Genomic DNA, 22,430 nt, shown 5'->3' with positions numbered 1-22,430 from the left:
CTCAGTCGTTGGTCGCCGCGCCGGAGCGCGAGCGGTTGATGATGACCCCGGCCACCAGGTTGACCACCAGGGTCAGCGCGAACAGCACCAGCCCGGCCGCCATCAGCGCGGAGAGTGACAGCTCGTCGGCTTCGCTGTACCGCAGGGCGATCAGCGCCGAGATCGAGTTCCCGCCGTTCTCCAGCACGTGGCCCTTGAACACGAAGGCCGGCGAGATGATGAGGGCGATCGCGATGGTCTCGCCCATCGCCCGGCCGAAGCCGAGCATCACCGCGCCGATCACCCCGCCGCGGCCGAACGGCAGCACCACGGTGCGGATCATCCCCCAGCGCGTGGAGCCGAGCGCGTACGCGCCCTCGCGCTCGCCCTGCGGTGCCTGGGCGAACACCTCCCGGCTGAGCGAGGTGATGATCGGGATGATCATCAGCGACACCACCACCCCGCCGATGAAGGTCGAGGAGGTGTAGGAGGTACCGATGTCACCGGTGCGGACCTTCAGGAAGGGCACCCACTCGCCCAGGTGGTTGGAGATCCACCGGGACAGGCCGATGATCCTGGGCTGGAGGAAGAACAGCCCCCAGAGGCCGTAGACGATGCTCGGGATCGCGGCCATCAGGTCGATCAGCGAGATCAGCGCCGCCCGCATCCGGACGGGCGCGTACTCGGAGATGAAGACGGCGGTCATCAGGGCCACCGGCACCGCGAGCACCAGGGCGATCACGGCGATCAGGACGCCGTTCGGCAGCACTGCGGCGATGCCGAACCGCTGCGCGGACATCAGCCAGCGCTGTTCGGTGAAGAAGGACCAGCCGGCCAGCCGGAACGCCTGGGCGCCGCGGATCAGCAGGAAGAGCGCGGTCATCCCCATGATCAGGAAGACCGAGAGGCCGGCGGCGTTCAGCCCGATCCGCAGGATGCGGTCTCCGGGGCTGGGTGGTGCGGTGATCTTCCCTGGACGGTCGTGGTCCGCCAGGGCGGGGAGGGTGGTGGTCATGGCGAGGGTCTCTCTCGGCTGGGCCGGGCTGGGAGCGGGCGGCGGAGCTTCGGCACCGGCCAGTCAGCGCCGGCCGGTTCAGCGCCGACCGGTGATGCGGGCGGTCAGCCGGGCGCCGGTCGCGGTGCCGCTCAGCAGGAGCGTCAGCGGGCCGCCGACCAGCAGCACCCCGCCGACCACCAGCAGCGCCGGCAGCAGCAGCCTGGCCCCGCCGGCCCGGTCCGCAGCGGCCCGGCCGGCCGCCACCGGGGCGGCCGCCACCGGGGACGGCGCACCGCTCGGACGGGCGGCGGGCGCGGAGGAGGTGGTCCCCGCCGGCTGGGCGCCCGTGCCACCGCTGCCGGCCGAACCGCCGAGCGCGCCGCCCGTCCCGCCTCCGGAGCCGCCGGCGCCGCCACCGGTGCTCGAACCACCGGACGTCCCACCGGAGTTGGCCGATCCACCGGTGTCGCCCGAGGTGCCCGAGCCGCCGGTGAGGCCCGGGCCGGCGGACTCGCCCGAGCCGGTGGCCGGACCGGTGGTGGGCTCGGGCGTCGGGGCCACCTGGTTGCCGGGCAGCGCCGAGTCCTGGGCCGCGACGTGCGCGGCCGCCGCCTTGGCCTGGCCGCTCTGAGCCTCCGTCAGGGCGAGGAAGCCGGGGGCCAGCAGGCCCGGAGCGCTGCCGTAGATCTGCCCGCCGCCGAGGTCGGTCACCGAGCGGACGAACCGGGCCAGCGCCTCCGACCGGGCGGAGGGCAGACCGGCGGTGGGCAGCATCGCGTACTGCACCGTGGTCAGCGGGTAGGCGCCCTTGGCCTGGGCGAAGGCGGCGGCGCCGTCCCCGTACGGGAGCGCCTGGGTGCCGGTGAGCTGATCGGTGGTCATCACCGAGACGGCGGCCTGCATACCGGCCGGCGAGGGGGTGACGAACTCCCCGGCCGGGTTGGCCAGTGCCGCCTCGGGCAGCGAGTAGGCCTTCGCCTGGCCGCTGTCCATGATGGCGAACAGCGCGCGCTGGCCCACCGGTTGGGCCGCACAGCGCGGGTGGCCGCCGGTGTTGTCCACGTTCGGGTCGCTGCACGTGGCCCGTCCCTCCAGGACGTTGCGGGCCACCGAACCGAGGCCGCCGATCAGCGGGTTCCACTCGTACTGCTTCCAGTTGCCCGGGCCGCTGAAGTCCTGCGGCTGGAAGGCGTCCACCGGGTACCCGGCGAAGCTGTTGCGCAGGTAGTAGGTGTTGATCCGCATGCCCCACGGGTCCTTGGCGCCCTGGAGGAACTGGGCGGCCGCCGGGTCGGCGGCGATCCACGAGGTGACCTGCTGCACCAGGTCGGAGGTGCCGCCGATCACCACCGGAGTGGTCTCGGCCTTGTTCCCCCCGGAGCCGCACTCGGGCCAGACCGGGCCGTTCACCGCGTCCACGGGATTGAGCGCCAGGAACTCGGGGTCCAGGAAGACGCACTTCGGGTTGCCGTCCACCGAGGGGATCACGGCGCCGTACTGCAGGTCGTAGGACTGGGTCAACAGCTTCGCCATCAGCCGTGCGTTCAGCTTGAGTTGGCGGATCTGGCGGCGGTTGGTGCCGTCGTCCACCACGAAGACCACCGAGATGCCGCTGGTGGTCAGCGGCGCGTAGACGTAGGGGCGGCTCGCGGGCGCGCGCTCGGCCCGGGCGGTCAGCGCGACGTCGGCACCCCGGCGGTCGAGGAAGGCGGCCCTGGCCTGCGGCTCACCGCCGCCGAAGACGTACTGCAGGTTGAGCGGTGCCTCCCCCGCGCACAGCCCGGCCCGCCACTGCTGGACGGCCCGGTTCGCCATCTCCAGGCCGGCCATCGAGAACTGCGCGGCGCCGGCCTTGCAGTCGCCGGGGGTGGGGGCGAACTTCAGCGGGACGACGGCCTTCTGCTGCCAGGCGCAGCTCTCGCCGGTCTGGTACCGGCCGCCCGCGTTCTTGCGGAAGGCGCCGTCCGAGGCGGTGTTGAAGAATCCGTCGTTGTCCGGGGAGTGGTCCTCGCAGTTCACCGTGCCGGCCGGGGTCTGGTAGGCGCCGATCGAGTCGCCGCCGTAGTTCGCCTCGACCACCAGGGAGCACGGGTGGGTGGCGTCGCAGCCCAGGGTCTGGCTCTGCTGGGAGGTCCACAGCTCGATCTCGGCCTCGCCGGTACCGTCCGGCCGGGTGGCCGCGATCACGAGATTGGAGGGGAACTCGGGGGTGTTGGCCCCCTGCGCGATGTCCTGCTCGAAGCCCTTGGCCGGGTCGCCCCGGTAGACCGTGGAGCCGTAGCAGTCGGTCGGCCCCGGGTGCTCGCCGCGGCACTGGTAGATCCGGACCGCGTAGAGCACGTCGGTCGAGCCGGCCTGCGCGACGTCCACCGGACCGCCCCAGGTGTAGACGGTCGGGGTGAACCCTGCCCAGCGGACCCGGACCCGCTCGTTGGTGAGGTCGGCGGCCTTCTCCAGGGTGACCGAACCGCGGTCCCCCGTGGTCCAGTCCTCGGGGTGCCAGACCGGCGGCCCCGGCACCGTGACACCGGTGGCGGCGTGCGCCTGCGGCACCGCACCGGGCCAGACCGTCAGGGTCAGGGCGACCGCCCACCCCAGCACCAGGGCGACGTACACCTGCACCGGACGGCCGGTTCTACGGACTCTCATGGGCACCTCTCACCACGCGGACGTCTTCGTCGGCCCGGACCCGTCGGGCTCGAACTTCCGTATTCCCCCATGGTGATATGACAATTGACGGCCGTTCAGATGTACGAGGCCACAACTCCCTTGCGGGAAAAGGGAGATGAGAATGCCCGCAGTGCCTTTTCCGGCACTGCGGGCACGTATTGCGCGAACTCAGCTTGCGCGAACTCAGCTTGTGCGGACTCAGCTTGCGCGCACTCAGCCCTGGGTGTAGCTGAGCGCGAAGGACCCGACCTTGGCATCGGGCTTGAAGAAATCGGTGGCGAGCTGACGGTTCAACTCGTCGGCACCGCCCGCGGTCACCGTCAGACCGGCCGAGGTCAGCGAGCTGACGCCACCGGAGACCGCGACGGTGGAGTCGCCGGCCGGAGTCAGCAGGCCGACCGGAGCGGTGGAGCCGAGCGGCACGCCGGTGAGCTGCCAGGAGTCGATGTCGAAGGCCAGCTGGCGGTAGAGCACGGTCCGGCCGGTGCGGACGTTGACCGCCAGCAGGCTGCCGTCGAGCCGGACGTTGCCGTAGTACTCGCGCAGCGCACCGGTGGCGCCGGTGACCGGGAAGCTCGCCGAGAAGCCCGTGCTGCCGTCGTAGGCCGGGGTGCCCGGGGGGAGCGGGACCACGAAGACGCCGGCCTCGGCGCTGCGGCGGAGGTGGTCGCCGTCCTCCCTGATCACCGCCGTCCCGATCGAGGTGGCGGGCGTGCCGGCGGGCGTGCCGGCGGTGACCGCGGCCGGGGCGGTGGGCGCCTCGGTGGCCACGGCGGTGCCCGCCGGGCCGGTCAGGACGGTCACGGCGGCCAGTGCGGCGGCACCGGCGACGGCGAGGCGGATGCGGAGACGAGATATGGGCGGGCTCCCTCTGGTCGGTACGGCTGGGCAGCGTCCGGTCGGCTGGGGACCGGCGACGGCCGGGCCCGTCGGGCCCGGCCGTCGGTGGGGCGGACGGATCAGATGGTGGTGGTGCTGCCGCAGGCGGCGCCTGGCAGGGCCAGGAAGCCGTAGCTGGTGATGGTGCTCGGGTGCGAGCAGATCCAGCCGGCCGGGCCGAAGACGCCCTTCAGGGTGGTGGAGTAGCTGCCCGCGGTGTTCCAGGCCGAGGCGCGGACCACGTTGTAGACCACGCGGCCGTAGGCGCTGGCCGCGAACGGGGCGTTGATGGTGTGGGAGGCGTTGACCGGGGCGATGCCGTTGACGTTGCGCAGGGTCAACGGGCCGGGGTTGTCGGTCGGCGTGGAGTGGCCACCGTAGACCTGGCTGATGTTGGCGGCGACGGAGTACGGGAAGACCGCGTCCACGTCGTCCAGCACCGCGGTGGTGCCGGTGTTCTCCTGCGGGCCGCTGGTGACGCACGCGCCGGGGGTGACCGGGGTGGCGCCGCCGATGGCCTTCAGGAAGAAGGAGCGGGTGCCGGAGCCGTTCTGCGGCAGGAAGGGCTTGATGGTGCCGGCGGTACCACCGACCGCGCTCCAGTTGGTGATGGTGCACTCGTAGATGCCCTTGAGCTGGGCGGTGGTCAGGTTGGCCGGGGCGTGGCCGCCGTTGGCCTTGGCCGACCAGGTGACCGCGTCCTTGGCGAAGGCCGCGAACAGGTCGTCGGTGGTGTCACCGGTCTGCGGGCCGCGCGAGGAGCGGGCGAAGTCGACCGTGGCGACGGTGTTGTTGTTCAGCGCGGTGACGCCGGCGCTGGAGCCGTTCGGGCGGCTGATGGTGGCGCCGCCGGACTTCGGGGTGATGGTGGCCGAGCCCAGCGGGTCCCAGCTGTACAGACGCGGGGTGCCGGCCGGCTGACCGGCGATCGAGGCGTTGTAGTCGGCGGAGACCTGGGCCAGGTAGGGCGCAGTGGTGTCCGACCCGGTGCCGACGATGTCGACGGCGTTCGGAAGCACAGCCGGGTCGGCCTGGGCCGGGGCTGCCGCGAGGGTGAGGGCGGCAGCGGCAGCGATGCTGGCGGCCAACTTGACGGCGGTGTGACGCATTTCGGTCCTCCGGTGGGAGTGAGCAGCCATGTGCCTGCCCCGGCCCGTGGCCCGGGCTGGGGCGCCGGCGGGCCCGCTTCTCGCGGCCCCTCGCTCCGGCGGCACCGATACTTGCCGCCCGGACGGGGCGGACGGAAGATCCGTCCGCCCCGTCCGGCCGTCGGCGGCCGAACCCGATCACTCCGCATCCGGAGGTTTAGGACGAGGTCCGGCCGGGTGTCCGGGATTCCGCTGAGACTCTGTCAACTCCTCGCCCAGGAAGCAGCGTTCTTCTCCCGGTGCCGGTTCGGGGCCTGATCGGCAACCTGCCGGTCACCCGCAGGACCGCAGGTCCTCGAGCATCGCCTGGAAGCTGGCCAGGCCCTTCCGGCACTGGTCCTGCCGCAGGTAGCCCCGGGCGCTGCGAGCCACCGCGCCACCCCCCGGCCGGCCGCCACCGCGTACCGGAAGGCTGGCCGACCACCCCCATGAGCGCTCGCCGTCCTGCTGGACGAGGTAGCGGAGCGCGGCCCGCTCCAGCAGCAACTGCCGCACGGCGGCCTCGAGTTCCTCCTCGCTGCGGTACCCCGCCGCGGAGCGCGCGAGCTGCCGCCCGTTGGCTGCCGCGAGCAGCCAGCCGACCCGTCCGGCGGCAAGCCGGACGGTGACCAGTCTCGGCCCCCGCCGCCCGCCTCTGCCCTCAGAACTCATCGTCGCGCGAAGGCACTTGGACCGCCCCCGGTGTCTCCAGCAACGTCACGAACCGCCGGTAGGCGTTCTGGCAGGTCGCGTACCGCTCGTACGCGCGGTGCGAGGACGCCGAGAACACGCCGCGTGGCCCCGGCACCATCCAGACCCAGCCGATCCCGTCCTGGACGTGGGTGATCCGCACCACGAACCCCTGGACCTCGGCGCGCAGGTCCGTGAACGCCTGCCAGGCCTGGGCCGGGACGTCGTGCACCGCCCCCGAGACCGCGACGATCCTTCCGTTCGGGGCCTTTAAGGACCAGCGGTAACGCCCGTTCGCGTCGCGTTCGGCATGCACCGTCCCCCGACGTTCGACCTGCGCCGGACTCCGGCGCGGCGAGTCGTCGACCTCCTCGCCGCCCATCCGCTGACCTGCCATCCGAGTGCCTCCCTGGCGCCCCGGAGACGCCCCGGAGACGCAGCCCAACGCTACGTGTGCACACCGGAGTCCTTGAAGAGACAATCATCTCTAAACGGACCTGTTGGTCGCGATGTTCTCCCTCGTTCACTCTGCGCGGGCCGGGCCGGCCTGAGGTGTCGTCAGGCGGCGGGCGAGGCGAGGGTGAGGACGGTGATGTCCGACGGCGCGCCGACCCGCACCGGCGGGCCCCAGGCCCCGGCGCCCCGGGTGACGTAGAGCTGGGTGTCGCCGTAGCGCTCCAGCCCGGCCACGGTCGGATTGGCCAGCTCCGCAAGGTAGTTGCCCGGCCAGAGCTGGCCGCCGTGGGTGTGGCCGGAGAGCTGGAGGTCCACGCCGTGGCGGACCGCGTCGTGGATGTTCACCGGCTGATGGGCCATCAGCACGGCGGCCCGCGAGCGGTCCCGGTCGCCGAGCGCGCGGGCGAAGTCCGGGCCCTCGCCCTCGCTCTCGCCCGCCAGGTCGTTCACCCCGGCCAGGTCGAACCAGGGCAGCTCGGTGCGGGCGTTCTCGAGCGGCCGCACGCCGAGCGAGCGGACGAACTCGACCCAGGGGCGGGCACCGGAGAAGTACTCGTGGTTCCCGGTGACGAAGTACGCGCCGTCCCTGGCCCGCAGATCGGCCAACGGCAGGGCCGCCGGGCCGAGTTCGGGCACGGTGCCGTCGACCAGGTCGCCGACGATCGCGATCAGGTCCGGCTGCACCCCGTTGATGGTGTCCACGATCCGCCGGGTGTGCGAGCGGCCGAGGACCGGCCCGAGGTGGATGTCGCTGACCACCGCGATCCGGTAGCCGTGCGCCCGCCGGGGCAGCTTGGCCAGCGGCACGGTCACCTGCTTGAGGCTCGGCCCGCGCAGCACCCCGTACGTGCCGGTGCCGACCACCGCCGCGGCCACCCCGGACGCGCCGATCGCCACCGTGCGGGCGACGAACAGCCGCCGCGACGGGTCCCCCGGCTGCTCCTTCTTCTCCTTCTCCACCACCGCGACGGGCTCCGGGGCCTCCTCGCCGGGCTCCTCCGGCGTCCACCGGGCGGCATCCGCGGGCACCGCCCGGCGGGACGGCAGCCGGAGCCAGACCGCCCGGACCACCTCGCCGGCGAACAGCGCGAGCATCAGGTAGATCAGCGTCGCCAGCCACATGTACCCGGGCCAGGCCACCCACCGCTCCGCGCTCAGCGGCAGCAGCCGGCCGCCCACCAGCGCGCCGAGGCCGGTCAGCGGAAGCGCCACCGCCAGCACCGTGCCGGTCCGGCGCCAGCGCCCGCCGGGCGCGGAGACGTCGCGGACCAGCCTGCGCCAGAGGTACCAGTGCACCAGCGCGTAGAGACCGAGGACCAGCGGCACGATCAGCAGGAAAATCACCGGCCCAGTATGGGAGATCACCACTCACGACCCGTCACCCGGGGCTGCCCTCGACGACCGTCCACGACGGGGCGACGGGCCCGGCGCGCCGCGTCAGTTGCCCGGACCGCTCATCGGGCCGGACGGCCGCGCGTCAGGGCGAGTCGGCCGAGCACCGCTCCGGCCGGCCCGAGCAGGACGGCCACCACGCCGCCGCCGAGCCCGTTGCCGGTGCCCAGGCCGCCCTCGGCCGTGACCGCCACCGTTCCGCCGGCGACCGCCGCGAGCAGCCCGGCCACCACCACCGCCACGGCCCCGGGCCGCCCCGGGCCGCGCCTGCTCCGCCCGATCACCTTCTACCGGATCGTGCAGGAGTCCCTCACCAACGTCGCCCGCCACGCGGGGGCCGCCACCGCCACCGTCCGGGTCGAACGCCACTTCCTGCACGCGGTCCGGGTCGCCGCGCGCGGGGACGCCCTGCTCGCTCCCTCGATCACCCGGCGGCTGATCGAGCGCTACGTGGCGCAGCCGCCGCCGGTCGCGCCCGGGGCCGCCGCGGCGCTGGCGGAGCTGACCGCCCGCGAACGCGAGGCCGTCGCGCTGGTCGCCCACGGTCTGTCCAACGATCAGGTCGCCGAACGGATGGAGATCACCCCTCTGACGGCGAAGACCCACGTCAACCGCGCGATGACCAAGCTGAACGCGCGGGACCGGGCCCAGCTCGTGGTGCTGGCCTACGAATCCGGACTGGTCACTCCTGGCGGCCCGTGATCTCCACGGCCGCGGCGGTGACCGGCCGGCCACGCTGCGCCGACCTCGGCGGCCCGCCCCTGTGAGGCCGCCCACACGCTCCGGCGGGTCTACTGCCCTGCGTAGGAGATAAACCCGGGGTAAGCGCCCTTATGCCGTTCCGACCCGTGCCCGCAGCCCGCCCGGGGCCGGGAACCGTGCTGGCCCAGGGGGTGCCGAGGGTCGGGATCCGAGGCCGGGAGCGGCCCGGGCAACGCTTTCCGGGGCGCCCGGCGGGGGTCCGGCGCGGTGCCGCATCTACTACCGGGAGTCGTTTCAGGGGTCTTTGCCACCGCCGGAGCGGTCTGCCAAGAATGGCCAGGTCCACAAGGCAGCGCGGTCGGTCCAGCAGGCCCGGTCCCGCCCTCCCCCGCCAGCCCCGGCTCACCCCGGAGCGCCCTGGCCGCCGACGCACGGCACGCTGACTGTTCCCCCGAACACGTCCTGCGGTACCCCCGTGCCCGGTGCGGCCGCCCGACGGAAGAGGTCGTCACCTCCATGCAGTTCCCGCTCCCCAAGAACCGCCGCAACGCCCTCATCACCGGTGTCGCCACCCTCGCCGTGGCGGGCTCCGCCACCCTCGCGCTGGCGCTGCCGCAGGACACCGGCAACGCCCAGGCCGCCCCGCAGGCCGCCGCCGCCTCCGTCTCGGCCGCCGCCGCGAGCTCCGCCGCCGACGCCCAGCGGACCGCCGAGGCCGACGCCAAGGCGCTCGCCGAGGCCTCCGCCCAGGCGCAGGCCAAGGCCGACGACGACACCAAGGCGGCCGCCGACGCCAAGGCCGCCCAGGACGCCCAGCAGGCCCAGGCCGCCGCCGACGCGAAGGCCAAGGCGGACGCCGACGCCAAGGCCAAGGCCCAGGCCGACGCGAAGGCCAAGGCCGACGCCGATGCCAAGGCGAAGGCCGACGCCAAGGCCAAGGCGGACGCGAAGGCCGCCGCCGACGCCAAGGCCGCCGCCGACGCGAAGGCCAAGGCCGACTCCGAGGCCGCCTCCCGCAGCCAGCAGCGCAGCGCGCTGGCCGCCCCGAGCGGCTCGCCGAAGCAGATCGCCGCGCAGATCGTCCCGGCCGGCCAGCTCCAGTGCTTCAGCAACATCGTCGAGCGCGAGAGCGGCTGGAACGTCAGCGCGACCAACGCCTCCTCTGGCGCGTACGGCCTGGTCCAGGCCCTGCCCGGCTCCAAGATGGCCTCGGCCGGCTCGGACTGGCGCACCAACGCCGCCACCCAGATCAAGTGGGGCCTCGACTACATGAACGAGCGCTACGGCAGCCCGTGCGCCGCGTGGAGCTTCTGGCAGTCCCACAACTGGTACTGATCCCCGATCAACCACCGCCGGGCGGTCACCCTGAACCGAGGGTGACCGCCCGGCGTCCTTCCGTGCGGAGGCAGTGAAGATCCTGGGCACGTTGCTCCGGCTCTGCCCGGTGATCTCCCGCTATGCGGCTTTTCCAACCTTTGCCTGGCCGTGTACGCACACCTAGCCTCCGGCCATGCACAACCCGCTGATCTCCGTGGTGCTCCCCGTCTACGACCGGCAGCACCAGCTGACGGACTGTCTGGACTCCCTCCTCGCGCAGACCCTGCGCGACTTCGAGGTGCTCCTCGTCGTGGACCGCTCCCCGGACTCCCCCGAGCGCGTGGCGGCCGCGTACGAGCTGCGCGACCCGCGGGTGCGGATGCTCCGGCTGAACGCGGCGGTCGGCATCGGCCGGGCCCGGAACGCGGGGACGGCCCGCGCGGTCGGCGAGTACCTGCTCTTCCTGGACAGCGACCACCTGCTCGACCCGGACGCGCTCGGCGTGCTGGCGGAGCGGCTGACCGAGACCGGGCCGGTGGACGTGCTGATGTTCGGCCACGACCGCGAGCACCGCGGCCGGGTCTGGCCCGGCGGCTCGGCCGAGCTGCTGGCGGAGCTGGCCACGGCCCGGGCCGGGGCCGGGCACGGGGTGTTCGGACCGCTGGACCACCCCGAGCTGCTGGGCGCGCCGCCGCTGGTCTGGGACCGGCTGATCCGGCGGGGGCTGATACCGCCCTTCCCGGACGGCAGTTACGAGGAGATCCCGGTGGTCCACCAGGCGATGCTGACGGCCCGCCGGGTCGCGGTGCTGGAGCGCGAGTGCGTGCGGATCCGCCGCCGGCACACCGTGCACCCGACCGGCTCGCCCGGCAGCAGCCACTTCGACCTGTTCGAGCAGTACCAGAGCAGCTTCGAACTCCTGGACGGCAAGCCGGAGTTGGAGCCGTTCCGGGCGCCGCTCTTCACTCGGATGGTGCGGCACCTGCTGTTCGTCTTCGACCTGGCCGGCTGCGTGGACCGGGCCGAGCGCCCGCAGTTCTTCCAGCGCGCGGCCGAGGCGTACCGTGCCCACCTGCCGGAGGGCTACCGCCGGCCCGCGGGCCGGGAGGGCGTCAAGTTCTCCCTGCTGGCGAACGGCGCCTACCCGGCCTTCGAGGTGGCCAAGCTCGGCCAGATCGCCCGCACGGCGGTGTCGGGCCGCCGCTGACGGCCCGACACCGACGCCGCGAGACGGGCGGCCACCCGCCCGGCCGGACGGACGGTCAGACGTGCGCGGTGCCGCCGTCCTCCGCCATCGCGGCGGCGATCACCGTGTTGTGCGCCGCCCAGAGCTCGGTGCCGACCGGCGGGAGCACCTCGTCCCAGAGCGGCAGGAAGCTGCCGCGCAGCTGCAGCATGCCCTCGGGGCGGGCCAGCAGCCACAGGTGGAGGTGGGCGGCGCCGTCGCCCCAGCGGTTCACGTGCACCCGGCCGATCCCGCCGATCCGCTTGACCGCCCGCTCGATCCGCTGGAGCATCGGGCCGATCTCGGCCGAGCGCTCCGACGGCAGGTCGGCCAGGTCGTGGTGGGCGCGGGGGAAGAGCAGCAGGGTGGCGGGCAGCGAGCCCGGCTCGCGCAGGGCGGTCAGGCGCCAGTGCTCGTCGGTCCAGAGGAAGGACTCGTCCGGGCGCTTGCACTCGTCGCAGCTCTCCGGGCCGTCCTCGCCGTGCCGGGGCGGCTCGGGGAGCACCAAGGGCTCCAGGTGCTTGACGGTCAGCTCGCCGGCCAGCGGGAAGATCTCCCACGAAGCGGCCTCGGGCACGGGCAGGTCCTGGCCGAAGGGCAGCCCTGCGATGTAAGGGTTCTCCTCAAGATCGCTCATGGCCCCACAGGGTGCCACATGACATGGCATCACCTCCCACCGGGGTGGGGCAGTTGCTGGAATGATCGGTGCCATGCCGACTGCCGACCTGGCCCGTGCCCTGCGCCGAGAGCTCCGCGGCGAGGTCCGTTTCTCCACCGCCGAGCGCGCCGTCTACGGACACGACGCCTCCAACTACCGCCATCCGCCGCTGGGCGTGGTCAAGCCGGCCGGCCTGGACGACGTCCGGGCCGCCGTCGCGCTCTGCCGGGCCCACGGGGTGCCGATCGTGCCGCGCGGGGCGGGCACCAGCATCGGCGGCCAGGCGATCGGCCCGGGCGCGGTGGTGCTGGACTTCCGCCGCCACCTCGGCCGGGTGCTGGAGGTCGACCCGCAGGCCCGCACCGCCACCGTCGAGCCGGGCACCGTGCTGGACACCCTCCAGGCCGCCGCCCGCCCGTACGGGCTGCGCTTCGGGCCCGACCCGTCCACCCACAGCCGCTGCACCCTGGGCGGGATGATCGGCAACGACTCCTGCGGCTCGCACTCGCTGGCCTGGGGCCGCACCTCGGACAACCTGCACGCGCTGGACCTGCTGCTCGCCGACTCGACCGAACTGACCGTCACCGGCCCGCTCACCCCCGCCGAGCGCACCCGGCTGCGCGAGCGCCCCGGCCGGGAGGGCGAACTGCACCGCGCGCTCCAGGACCTGACGGACTCCCGGCTCGCGGTGCTGCGCCAGGGGATGCCGACGCTCCCCCGCCGCACCTCCGGGTACCCGCTGGACGCCCTGCTGCCCGAGCGCGGCCACGACCTGGCCCGGGCGCTGACCGGCACCGAGGGCACCTGCGCGCTGCTGCTCGGCGCCACCGTGAAGCTGGTCGAGGCCCCGGCGGCCACCGCCCTGGTGGTGGCCGGGTACCCGGACGAGACCGCCGCCGCCGACGCGGTGCCCGCCCTGCTGCCGCTGCGCCCGCTGACCGCCGAGGGGATGGCGGCCGACCTGGTCGAGGCGCTGCTCGCCGCCGGGCCCCGCCCGGCGGCAATGGACCGGCTGCCGGAGGGCCGCTGCTGGCTCTTCCTGGAGACCGGCGGCGCCACCCCCGCCGAGGCACTGGCCGCCGCCCGGGAGCTGGCCGAGGCCGTCCGCCGGGAGCGCCGGGCGAGCGTCACCGTGGTCACCGACCCGGCCGAGCAGCGCCAGCTCTGGGCCGTCCGGGAGGCCGGGGCCGGGATCGTCACCCGCACCCCCTCGGGGGGCGAGGCCTGGCCGGGCTGGGAGGACTCCGCCGTGCCGGTGGAGCGGCTCGGCGACTACCTGCGCGGGCTGCGCGCCCTGCTGGCCCGGCACGGCCTGCACGGCGTCCCGTACGGGCACTTCGGCGAGGGCTGCATCCACCTGCGCCTCGACTTCCCGCTGACGGACCATCAACGGCTGCCGCTGTTCCGGGAGTTCATGACGGAGGCGGCCGACCTGGTGGTGGCGCACGGCGGTTCGCTCTCCGGCGAGCACGGCGACGGCCAGGCCAGGGCCGAGCTGCTGCCCCGGATGTACCCGCCGGAGGTGATCGCCCTGTTCGGCGACTTCAAGCGGATCTGGGACCCGGCCAACCTGCTCAACCCGGGCGCCCTGGTCGACCCGCGCCCGCTCGACGCCGACCTGCGCTTCCCCGGCCGGGACCTGCTGCCGCTGGCGCTGCCGTACGAGCGGGACGACGGCAGCCTGCTCAAGGCGGTGCACCGCTGCGTCGGGGTGGGCAAGTGCGTGGACACCACCACCGGCGTGATGTGCCCGAGTTACATGGCCACCGAGGAGGAGCGGCACTCCACCCGGGGCCGCGCCCGGCTGCTGGCCGAGATGCTCCGCGGCGAGCTGGTGCCCGCCCCGGAGGCACTCGTCACCGACGGCTGGCGCTCGGAGGAGGTCCGCGAGGCGCTGGACCTCTGCCTGGGCTGCAAGGGCTGTGCGAGCGACTGCCCGGTGCACGTGGACATGGCCACCTACAAGGCCGAGTTCCTGCACCAGCACCACCGCCGGCGGCTGCGCCCGCGCTCGCACTACGCGATGGGCTGGCTCCCGCTGACCCTGCGGGCCGCCGTGGCACCGAAGTTGGTGAACCGCCTCTTCCGCTCTCCCGCCGCCGCCCTGCTCAAGCGCCTCGGCGGCATCGACCCGCGCCGCCCGCTGCCGCCACTGGCCGAGCAGAGCTTCGAGCGCTGGTACCGGGCCCGGCCCAAGGCCGCCGGCACCCCCGTGCTGCTCTGGCCGGACACCTTCACCAACCACCTGGACCCGGCCCCGGCCCGGGCCGCCGTCGAGCTGCTGGAGCACCTCGGGTACTCCGTCCGGCTGCCCGAGGGCCCGGTCTGCTGCGGCCTCACCTGGTACTCCACCGGCCAACTCGGCGTCGCCCGGGCCGTGTTGCGGCGCAGCCTGCGCGCCCTGCCGCCCGGCCTGCCGATCGTCGGGCTCGATCCGAGCTGCACCGCCGCGCTCCGCGAGGAGCTGCCCCGGCTGCTCGGCCCGGCCGCCGGGGACGTCCCGGGGCGGGTGCGCACCCTGGCCGAGTTCCTCGACCTGGACGAGGTCGAGCTCCCCCGGCTGGACGGCGTGCACGCGATCACCCAGACCCACTGCCACCAGCACGCCGTGCTGGGCACCGCCGCCGACCGCCGCCTGGACGCCCGGCTCGGCCTGCACAACGAGGTCCTCGACTCCGGCTGCTGCGGCCTGGCCGGGAACTTCGGCTTCGAGCGCGGCCACTACGAGGTCTCCACCGCGGCCGCCGAACGCGTCCTGCTCCCGGCCGTCCGGGCCGCCGCCCCGGAGACGGTGCTGCTGGCCGACGGCTTCAGCTGCCGGACCCAGATCGCCCAGCTCGGCGGCGGCCGCCGCGCCGTCCACCTGGCCGAACTGCTGCTGGAGGCGCTCCGTTCCGACCCCGGATGACAGCCCCCGCGGGCGGGCGCATGGTGGAGCGAGGGAGTACCGTGACGCCGCCGCGGGAGGTGGTCAGGATGCGGATGGACCCGTCCCGGAGCCAGGTGGACCCGTCCCGGAGCCAGGTCGGACCGATCCTGCAGCCCTCCACCCCGTCCTCGACCCGCGAGCACGTGGTGCCGGTGATGGCGGGCGACCGCAGCCCGGTGCTGGTGGAGGTGGACCTCACCCGGGACCCGGACACCGAGCTGACCCGGACGGCCTTCCTGAACCTGTACGCCGAGCTGTTCTCCACCGAGCGGGTGCCCGTCCGGATCGCCGCCAGCTTCCTGCGCTGCCTGCTCAACCCCGAGGAGATCCAGGCCCTGCTGCGCCGCGACCGCGAGTCCCCGCGCCCCACCGTCTTCCGGGTCTGGCCGGACTACACGCTGGAGGCGCACATCGACCGCTCGGTCTCCACCATCAAGGCCGACGCGGTGGCCCGCTGTTACGGGGCCAGCGGCGAGAGCGTGGTCTGGGCGGTCATGGACAGCGGCATCGACGAGCACCACCCGCACTTCGCCAGCGGCACACTGAGCGGTCAAGTCGCCTCCCTGCACCGGGACTTCACCGCCCTGGTACCCGGCGACGAATCGGTCGGGGCGCTCGACCAGCCGCTCACCGACCCGGCGGGCCACGGCACCCACGTGGCCGGGATCATCGCCGGCGCCCTACCCGGGGGCACCATCCCGCTGATCACCCGGCTGGAACAGGTCGGCGGCCTGCCGATCCGCAAGACCCGGGAGCTCGCCGAGGGCCGGACGCTGCGCGGCATCGCCCCACGCGCCAAGCTGGTGAGCCTCAAGGTGCTGGCGCAGCGCGGGAGTTCGCTGGTCACCTCGTCCAGCGCGGTGATCGAGGCGCTCTACTACCTGCGCGAGAAGGTGAACACCGGCGGCCGGCTGCTGGTGGTGCACGGGGTCAACCTCAGCCTGGGCTGCCCCTGGGACGCCAGCGAGTACGCCTGCGGCCAGAGCCCGGTCTGCCGGGAGGTCAACCTGCTGGCCGCCAGCGGCGTGGTGGTCGTGGTGAGCGCGGGCAACGGCGGCTTCGGCACCCGGCTGCCCGGCGAGGGCGGCACCGACACCCGGGGCGTGCTCGCCTCCATCACCGACCCGGGCAACGCGGACGGCGCGATCACCGTCGGCTCCACCCACCGCGACCGCCCGCACGAGTACGGGGTCACCTACAACTCCTCCAAGGGGCCGACCCTGGACGGCCGCCTCAAGCCCGACCTGCTGGCCCCGGGCGAGCGGATCACCTCCTGCGCGACCGGATCCCTGCTCGGCGACCTCACCACCCTGCTGCCGCCCGGGAGTCCGGGCACGGCGGTCTACACCGAACTGAGCGGCACCTCGATGGCCGCCCCGCACGTCTCCGGCGCGGTCGCCGCCTTCCTCTCCGTCCGGCCGGAGTTCACCGGCCGCCCGCGCGAGGTCAAGGAGCTGTTCTGCGCCAACGCCACCTCGCTCGGCCGCGACCGCTACCTGGAGGGGCACGGCCTGCTCGACCTGATGCGTGTGATGTCCGCCGTCTAGCGACCCGCGAAGAGGAGTTGACCGCACCATGGCTGCACCGATTGCCGGACTCCCGTACTGGGAGGTCCGGTTCGACCGCGACGGGACCCTGCTGTCGGACGACGGCCTGGTGGCCGGCCTGCCCGGCAGCGGGGTGCGGGAGCTGTTCGTCTTCTCCCACGGCTGGAACAACTCGGAGGACGGAGCCAGGGCGCTCTACTCCTACACCTTCGGCGAACTCGCCCGCCAGCTGGCCGCGTTCGCCCCGTCCTGGCAGGGCAAGGTGGGCGTGGCCGGGGTGTACTGGCCCTCGCTGCTCTTCCCCGAGGACGCCCCCGACACCCCCTCCGACCCCTCCACCCCGGCCGAACTGGCCACCGCGCTCGGCCCGGCCTTCGCCCCGGCCGAGCAGCAGAAGCTGGCCGCCGTCACCGCGCTGCTGGAGCAACAGCCGGAGAGCGCCGAGCAGTTGAGCCGCTGCCACCAGCTGGTGGCCGGCCTGGTCACCTCGCCCTCGCTGGCCGACGAGGACAGCGGTCAGCAGGCCGTGCTGGAGAAGCCGACCGGCGAGGTGTTCAGCGCACTGGCCGGGCTCTCCAGCGAGCAGGGGGACGCCCAGGGGATCCCCAACCCCTTCAAGGTGCTCTGGCACGGCGCCCGGGAGGCGCTGCGCACCGCCAGCTACTACGAGATGAAGAACCGGGCCGGGGTGGTCGGCCGCGACGGGCTCGGCCCGCTGCTGGGCCAGTGCGCGCGCTCGACGAACGGCGGGCTGCGGGTCCACCTGATCGGCCACAGCTTCGGCGCCCGGCTGGTCTCCTTCGCGCTGCCCGGCCTCCCCGAGGGCATCGGCAGCCCGGTCGCCTCGCTGCTGCTGGTCCAGGGCGCGTTCTCGCACTTCTCCTTCGCCGCCCCGATCCCGGTGGACACCGGCCACAGCGGCTTCCTGGCCCCGTACTTCGACCGGGTGGCCGGCCCGCTGCTCTCCACCTTCTCGCTCGGCGACCGGGCGGTCGGCTGGTGGTACCCGGCGGCCTCGCTGCTCAACAACGAGGACGACCAGGCCGCCTCGGACCTCACCTACCGCTGGGGCGGCATGGGCCACGACGGCTTCCAGCAGGGCGGGGCCGAGCAGTTCGACCTCCGGCCGGCCGGGCAGCCGTACCCGCTCCGGGCCGGGCACTTCTACCGGCTCCGGGGCGACGAGGTGATCAAGGAGGACCAGTCGCCGTTCTCCGGCGCCCACAGCGACATCAAGCACCCCGAGGTGGTCTGGGCCGCCCTCGCCGGAGCCACCACGGGCGTGGCGCTCGCCGCCTGACCGCCCGTCAGCGTCCTCCACGGCTGCCGCCGGTCCCTGGCGTGCGGGCCCGCCCGGACGCCACAATGGCCCGGTGACCATCACCACCGCCGAGGCGGACAAGATCCTGGCCGACCACTTCGCGCCCTGGGTGCAGGCCCTGGGCCTGTCGGTGACCGAGACGGGCGAGCGGCACGCGGTGCTCCGGCTGCCGTGGTCCGACCAGCTCGCCCGGGAGGGCGGCGGGCTCTCCGGGCAGGCCCTGATGGCCGCCGCCGACACCGCGAGCGTCATCGCCGTCTCCGCCGCCCTCGGCGGCTTCGGGCCGATGACCACCGCCCAGCAGTCGATCACCTTCCAGCGCGCGGTGCTCGGCGCCGACGTCCTGGTGGAGGCCCGGATCACCAAGCTCGGCCGGCGGCTGGCCTTCCTCGACGTCACCCTGACCGCCGAGGGCACCGAGGCGGTGGCCGCCCACGCCACCACCGTCTACGCCTTCCCGGGCTGACCCGGCACGCCAGAAGGGCGCCGGTCCGTCCACGGGGACGGACCGGCGCCCTGACGCCTGCTCACCTGCTCCTCAGTCCGGCTCGGCGCAGATCGCGGAGACGAACTCCGCCACCCGCTCCTGCGGCATCCCGCGCGCGATGTCGGCCTCGCTGATCATGCCCACCAGCTTGTGCTCGGGGTGGTTGATCACCGGCAGCCGCCGCACCCGGTACTGCTCCATCACCCGCAGCACCTGCTCGGTGTCCTCGTCGGCCTCCACCACCATCGGCCTGCCCTGGGCGAGTTCACCGGCCGTCACGGAGCCCGGGTCGCGCCCGTCGGCCACGCACCGGAGCACGATGTCCCGGTCGGTGAGGATGCCCAGCAGCTTCTCGTCCTCCCCGCAGATCGGCAGCGCTCCGACGTCCCGCTCCTTCATGATCCGGGCCGCCTCGGCCAGGGTCTGGTGCTCCCGGACGCACTCGGCGCCGGGGTGCATGATGTCTCTCGCCATACTCACGATCCGGCCTCCTGACCTCGGGTCCCCTCCCATCCTGAGCCGCCCTCCGGAGCCTCGCCACCGCCCGCACCGGGGCCGCCGCCCGCACCGGCCTCCTTCTCCTTCGTCGCCACGTCGAGGAACCGCAGCAGCTCCACCGGGAAGGGCAGCACCAGGGTCGAGTTCTTCTCCGCCGCGACCTCCACCACGGTCTGCAGCAGCCGGAGTTGGAGCGCCGCCGGGGCCCGGCTCATGATCGTCGCAGCCTCGGCCAGCCGGGCCGAGGCCTGGTACTCGCCGTCCGCGGTGATGATCCGGGCCCGCCGTTCCCGCTCCGCCTCGGCCTGCCGGGACATGGACCGCTTCATCGACTCCGGCAGCGCCACGTCCTTGATCTCCACCCGGTCGATCTGGATGCCCCAGCCCAGCGCCGGGCTGTCCAGCATCAGGGCCAGCCCCTGGTTCAGCGGCTCCCGGTTGGCCAGCAGGTCGTCCAGCTCGCTCTTGCCGATGATCGAGCGCAGCGAGGTCTGCGCCACCTGGGAGATGGCGAACTCGTAGTCCTGCACGTTGACCGTGGCCCGGACCGGGTCCACCACGTTGAAGTAGACGACGGCGTCCACCCTCACCGTCACGTTGTCCCGGGTGATGCCCTCCTGCGCCGGGATCGGCATGGTGATGATCTGGACGTTGACCCGCTTCATCCGGTCCATCACCGGCACGATCAGCGCCAGGCCCGGCTGCCGGATCTCCTCCCGCACCCGCCCGAACCTGAACACCACTCCCCGCTGGTACTGCTGCACCACCCGGGCCCCCGACCCGCTCAGCAACGCGGCCAGCACCAGCACCGCCAGCACCACACCCAGCACGATCATGATGGCCGTCACCTCGGCAGGCCGATCCTGCGGACCCGCCTCCCACGCTACTCCGGCCCGCCCGCCGGCCTACCCGAGCGCGGCCGCCTTGCGCAGCAGCACGGCCCGTTCACGGTCGTTGCGGCACAGCCGCGCGGCGAGCGCGAGCTCCTCCCGGGCTTCGGCGGTCCGGCCCAGGCGGACGAGCAACTCGCCGCGCACGGTCGGCAGCAGGTGCGAGCCCGACAGGCGGCCGGAGACGGCCAGGTCGTCGACCAGGCCCAGGGCCCGCTGCGGCTCGCCCGCCATCGCGACGGCCACCGCCCGGTTGAGCTCGACGACCGGCGAGGGGGCCACCCTGCCGAGCGCCTCGTACAGCAGCACGATGCGCTCCCAGTCCGTCCCGGCCACCGAGTCGGCCCGCGCGTGGCACCCCGCGATGGCTGCCTGCAGGCCGTACGGCCCCAGGCCGCGCCCCGCCGCCGCGGCCCGGCCGAGCGCCGCCAGGCCGCGGCGGATCGCCGACCGGTCCCACCGGCGCCGGTCCTGGTCCTCCAGCAGCACCGCCTCCCCGTCGGGCCCGGTCCGGGCCGGGAAGCGCGCGGCGGTCAGCTCCAGCAGCGCGAGCAGCCCGGACACCTCCGGCTCGGCGGGCAGCAGGGCGGCGAGCGTACGGGCCAGACGGACCGCCTCGTAGGCGAGGCCGGGGCGCAGCAGGTCCTCGCCGGCCGTCGCCGTCGATCCCTCGGTGAAGATCACGTAGAGCACGCTGAGGACGGCGCCGAGCCGGGCCGGCCGTTCGGCGGCGGACGGCAGCTCGAAGGGGACCCGGGCCGCGGCCAGGGTCTTCTTCGCCCTGGTGATCCGGGCCTGGACGGTGGGTACCGGCACCAGGAACGCCCGGGCGATCTCCTCGCTGGACAGGCCGCCCACCACCCGCAGGGTGAGCGCCACCCTGGCCTCGGGGGCGAGCACCGGGTGGCAGGCGGTGAACACCAGCGCCAGGACGTCGTCCTCCACCCGGTCGGGATCCCACGGCAGTTGGTCCTCCTGGCCGCCCGCGCCCGCGGCGCCCGCGTTGAACTCGCCGTCGCCGAGCTCACCGGCCAGCAGGGCGTACCGCTCGTTCAGCGCCGACTTCCGACGGAAGCCGTCGATCGCCCGCCGGCGCGCGGTCGCCAGCAGCCAGCCGACCGGGTTGGCCGGGGCGCCGTCCCGCGACCAGCTGACCAGGGCCTCCGCCAAGGCCTCCTGGGCGATGTCCTCGGCCAGCGCGAAGTCCCCGGTGTAGCGGGTCAGCGCCCCGACGATCCTCGGCGACTCGATCCGCCAGACCGCCTCGACGGCCCGCCGCGCCGACTCGGCGACGGGCGGGCCGCCCTCGGCCGCGCCGGTCAGATCTGGCCGGTCTGCTCGCGCCACGCCCGCTCCTTGACGATCCACTCGTTGTCCTGCGGGAACTCCTCGATGCCCGGCACCCGGCGGACCTCGCACTTCGAGCCGGGGAAGGCCGGCAGCCGCTTGGCCCACTCCACCGCCTCCTCCTTCGAGGCGACGTCGATCAGGTAGAAGCCGCCGAACAGCTCCTTCGTCTCGCCGTACGGGCCGTCGGTGACGACCGGGGTCTCCCCGCTGAAGTCCACCACCACGCCCTGGCCCGGGTCGTCGAGGCCCTCGGCCGCGACCAGGACGCCCGCCCGGATCAGCTCCTCGTTGAACCGGCCCACGGTCTCGAGCATCTCCTCGAACGGGGTCTCCATCATCTTCGCGGTCGACTCGTCCGTGCCGCGCATGATCAGCATGTACTTCGCCATCGTCGTCTCTCCTCGTTCACGGGGCCCGCTTCCCGCCCCTCTCCACCACAGGTCGAACGGCACGGCGCCGGATCGACACGGGACGCGAAGAGTTTTCCGGAATTCCTCCGCGCCCGCCCGGAGGCCGTCACCGCCGGGCGGGTCAGGTCCGCTGCTCCACGGGCTCCAGCCCCGCCGAGCGGGCCGCCTCGGCGAGCAGCTCGCGGAGCATGGAGGTGGTCAGGCGGCCGGTGTAGGTGTTGCGGGGGCTGACGTGGTAGCAGCCGACCAGCTTCAGCGGCGGGCCGCCGTCGGCCGCCGGGAGGTCGGCGACGGCGCCGTGGCCGAACTTGGGGCGGGGGCGCGGGATCTGCCAGCCGGCCTCGGCGAGCACCGGGAGGACGGCCTGCCAGGCGAAGCCGCCGAGCGCGACCACGGTGCGGACGGTGGGGCGCAGGAACTCCAACTCCCGTGCGATCCAAGGGCGGCAGGTGTCACGCTCCTCGGTGCTGGGCTTGTTCTCCGGCGGCGCGCAGCGGACCGGGTCGGTGATCCGGACGCCGTACAGCTCCAGTCCGTCGCCGTGCACCACGGACTCCGGGCGGTTGGCCAGGCCAAGGCCGAACAGGGTGCGGTAGAGGACATCGCCGGAGGGGTCACCGGTGAAGATCCGGCCGGTCCGGTTGGCGCCGTGGGCGGCGGGCGCGAGGCCGACCAGCAGCAGCGCGGCGTCCGGCGGGCCGAAGCCGGAGACCGGACGGGCCCAGTAGTCCCAGTCCTGGTACGCGCGGCGCTTGACCCGGGCGGCCTCCTCGCGCCACTCGACCAGCCGGGGGCAGGCCCGGCAGTGGGTGACCTCGCGGTCCAGGGTGGCCAGATCGGGGAGCGAGCGGGCCTCGGCGGGGTGCATGGCCCGAATCCTAGAGTGCTGCTGACCGGCCGTCAGAA

21 protein-coding genes are annotated in these 22,430 nt (G+C 73.9%); 7 read left to right on the top strand and 14 right to left on the bottom strand.

Going from position 1 to position 22,430, the window contains the following annotated elements:
• Position 1 precedes the first annotated feature (1 nt).
• The 8 genes from pstC to ACZ6ZR_RS01730 form a co-directional block, all read right to left on the bottom strand.
• Complete coding sequence (gene pstC, locus ACZ6ZR_RS01765; protein ID WP_465638286.1) at positions 2-994, bottom strand: phosphate ABC transporter permease subunit PstC; 993 nt, start codon at positions 992-994, stop codon at positions 2-4.
• A 78-nt stretch (positions 995-1,072) separates the two neighbouring features.
• Entirely contained in the window at positions 1,073-3,625 is a 2,553-nt protein-coding gene (locus tag ACZ6ZR_RS01760) for a hypothetical protein (RefSeq protein WP_465638284.1), read from the bottom strand.
• Between the two features lie 234 nt (positions 3,626-3,859).
• On the bottom strand, positions 3,860-4,450 hold the full coding sequence (locus ACZ6ZR_RS01755) for a hypothetical protein (RefSeq protein ID WP_465638282.1): 591 nt from the start codon (positions 4,448-4,450) through the stop codon (positions 3,860-3,862).
• 155 nt (positions 4,451-4,605) lie between these two features.
• The gene (locus ACZ6ZR_RS01750; protein WP_465638281.1) at positions 4,606-5,634 is read right to left on the bottom strand and encodes a PstS family phosphate ABC transporter substrate-binding protein; all 1,029 of its coding nucleotides are present in this window, start codon (positions 5,632-5,634) and stop codon (positions 4,606-4,608) included.
• Between the two features lie 312 nt (positions 5,635-5,946).
• Positions 5,947-6,324, bottom strand: a complete 378-nt coding sequence (locus ACZ6ZR_RS01745) for a hypothetical protein (protein WP_465638279.1) — start codon at positions 6,322-6,324, stop codon at positions 5,947-5,949.
• Complete coding sequence (locus ACZ6ZR_RS01740) at positions 6,314-6,739, bottom strand: YegP family protein (RefSeq protein ID WP_465638277.1); 426 nt, start codon at positions 6,737-6,739, stop codon at positions 6,314-6,316. Before ACZ6ZR_RS01740 ends, ACZ6ZR_RS01745 begins: the two co-directional genes overlap by 11 nt.
• Before the next feature lie 161 nt (positions 6,740-6,900).
• Complete coding sequence (locus tag ACZ6ZR_RS01735) at positions 6,901-8,142, bottom strand: metallophosphoesterase (protein WP_465638275.1); 1,242 nt, start codon at positions 8,140-8,142, stop codon at positions 6,901-6,903.
• A 110-nt stretch (positions 8,143-8,252) separates the two neighbouring features.
• Positions 8,253-8,420 carry a DUF6223 family protein gene (locus tag ACZ6ZR_RS01730; protein WP_465638273.1) on the bottom strand — a complete coding sequence of 56 codons (168 nt, stop codon included), beginning with the start codon at positions 8,418-8,420 and terminating at the stop codon, positions 8,253-8,255.
• On the opposite strand from ACZ6ZR_RS01730, the gene ACZ6ZR_RS01725 reads away from it, so the two are divergent.
• From ACZ6ZR_RS01725 to ACZ6ZR_RS01715, 3 genes are all read left to right on the top strand, one after another.
• Positions 8,374-8,892 (top strand): helix-turn-helix transcriptional regulator, encoded by a 519-nt coding sequence (locus ACZ6ZR_RS01725; RefSeq protein ID WP_465638272.1) that lies wholly within the window; start codon positions 8,374-8,376, stop codon positions 8,890-8,892. The two genes, ACZ6ZR_RS01730 and ACZ6ZR_RS01725, sit on opposite strands and share 47 nt — an antisense overlap.
• A gap of 516 nt (positions 8,893-9,408) precedes the next feature.
• On the top strand, positions 9,409-10,227 hold the full coding sequence (locus ACZ6ZR_RS01720) for an aggregation-promoting factor C-terminal-like domain-containing protein (RefSeq protein ID WP_465638270.1): 819 nt from the start codon (positions 9,409-9,411) through the stop codon (positions 10,225-10,227).
• A 175-nt stretch (positions 10,228-10,402) separates the two neighbouring features.
• Entirely contained in the window at positions 10,403-11,416 is a 1,014-nt protein-coding gene (locus ACZ6ZR_RS01715) for a glycosyltransferase family 2 protein (RefSeq protein ID WP_465638268.1), read from the top strand.
• A 55-nt stretch (positions 11,417-11,471) separates the two neighbouring features.
• On the opposite strand, the gene ACZ6ZR_RS01710 is transcribed toward ACZ6ZR_RS01715, so the two are convergent.
• Positions 11,472-12,071 carry a hypothetical protein gene (locus ACZ6ZR_RS01710; protein WP_465638266.1) on the bottom strand — a complete coding sequence of 200 codons (600 nt, stop codon included), beginning with the start codon at positions 12,069-12,071 and terminating at the stop codon, positions 11,472-11,474.
• Positions 12,072-12,144: 73 nt separating this feature from the next.
• Between ACZ6ZR_RS01710 and ACZ6ZR_RS01705 the strand changes: the two genes are divergently transcribed.
• The 4 genes from ACZ6ZR_RS01705 to ACZ6ZR_RS01690 all read left to right on the top strand — a co-directional run bounded on the left by ACZ6ZR_RS01705 (position 12,145) and on the right by ACZ6ZR_RS01690 (position 18,355).
• Positions 12,145-15,000, top strand: coding sequence for an FAD-binding and (Fe-S)-binding domain-containing protein (locus tag ACZ6ZR_RS01705; protein ID WP_465638264.1), 2,856 nt, complete (start codon positions 12,145-12,147; stop codon positions 14,998-15,000).
• 41 nt (positions 15,001-15,041) lie between these two features.
• A complete protein-coding gene (locus tag ACZ6ZR_RS01700) occupies positions 15,042-16,568 on the top strand; it encodes a S8 family peptidase (protein ID WP_465638262.1) in 1,527 nt (508 codons plus the stop codon).
• A gap of 28 nt (positions 16,569-16,596) precedes the next feature.
• Positions 16,597-17,868 carry a hypothetical protein gene (locus tag ACZ6ZR_RS01695; RefSeq protein ID WP_465638260.1) on the top strand — a complete coding sequence of 424 codons (1,272 nt, stop codon included), beginning with the start codon at positions 16,597-16,599 and terminating at the stop codon, positions 17,866-17,868.
• Between the two features lie 73 nt (positions 17,869-17,941).
• A complete protein-coding gene (locus tag ACZ6ZR_RS01690; RefSeq protein WP_465638258.1) occupies positions 17,942-18,355 on the top strand; it encodes a PaaI family thioesterase in 414 nt (137 codons plus the stop codon).
• A 72-nt stretch (positions 18,356-18,427) separates the two neighbouring features.
• Here the strand turns inward: ACZ6ZR_RS01690 and ACZ6ZR_RS01685 are convergent, their stop codons facing one another.
• From ACZ6ZR_RS01685 to ACZ6ZR_RS01665, 5 genes are all read right to left on the bottom strand, one after another.
• A complete protein-coding gene (locus ACZ6ZR_RS01685; RefSeq protein ID WP_465638256.1) occupies positions 18,428-18,856 on the bottom strand; it encodes a CBS domain-containing protein in 429 nt (142 codons plus the stop codon).
• Complete coding sequence (locus ACZ6ZR_RS01680) at positions 18,853-19,710, bottom strand: slipin family protein (protein WP_465638254.1); 858 nt, start codon at positions 19,708-19,710, stop codon at positions 18,853-18,855. The genes ACZ6ZR_RS01685 and ACZ6ZR_RS01680 overlap by 4 nt, the downstream gene beginning before the upstream one ends.
• A gap of 69 nt (positions 19,711-19,779) precedes the next feature.
• Complete coding sequence (locus ACZ6ZR_RS01675) at positions 19,780-21,111, bottom strand: RNA polymerase sigma factor (protein WP_465638252.1); 1,332 nt, start codon at positions 21,109-21,111, stop codon at positions 19,780-19,782.
• Complete coding sequence (locus tag ACZ6ZR_RS01670) at positions 21,084-21,503, bottom strand: YciI family protein (protein ID WP_465638250.1); 420 nt, start codon at positions 21,501-21,503, stop codon at positions 21,084-21,086. Before ACZ6ZR_RS01670 ends, ACZ6ZR_RS01675 begins: the two co-directional genes overlap by 28 nt.
• A gap of 142 nt (positions 21,504-21,645) precedes the next feature.
• Positions 21,646-22,392 (bottom strand): uracil-DNA glycosylase, encoded by a 747-nt coding sequence (locus tag ACZ6ZR_RS01665; protein ID WP_465638248.1) that lies wholly within the window; start codon positions 22,390-22,392, stop codon positions 21,646-21,648.
• Positions 22,393-22,430: the final 38 nt, after the last annotated feature.

The sequence above is a fragment of the Kitasatospora sp. NPDC088742 genome (assembly GCF_055584905.1).
Note: the sequence above shows the minus strand (reverse complement) of the source record. Positions and strands in the feature narration are given on the sequence as shown.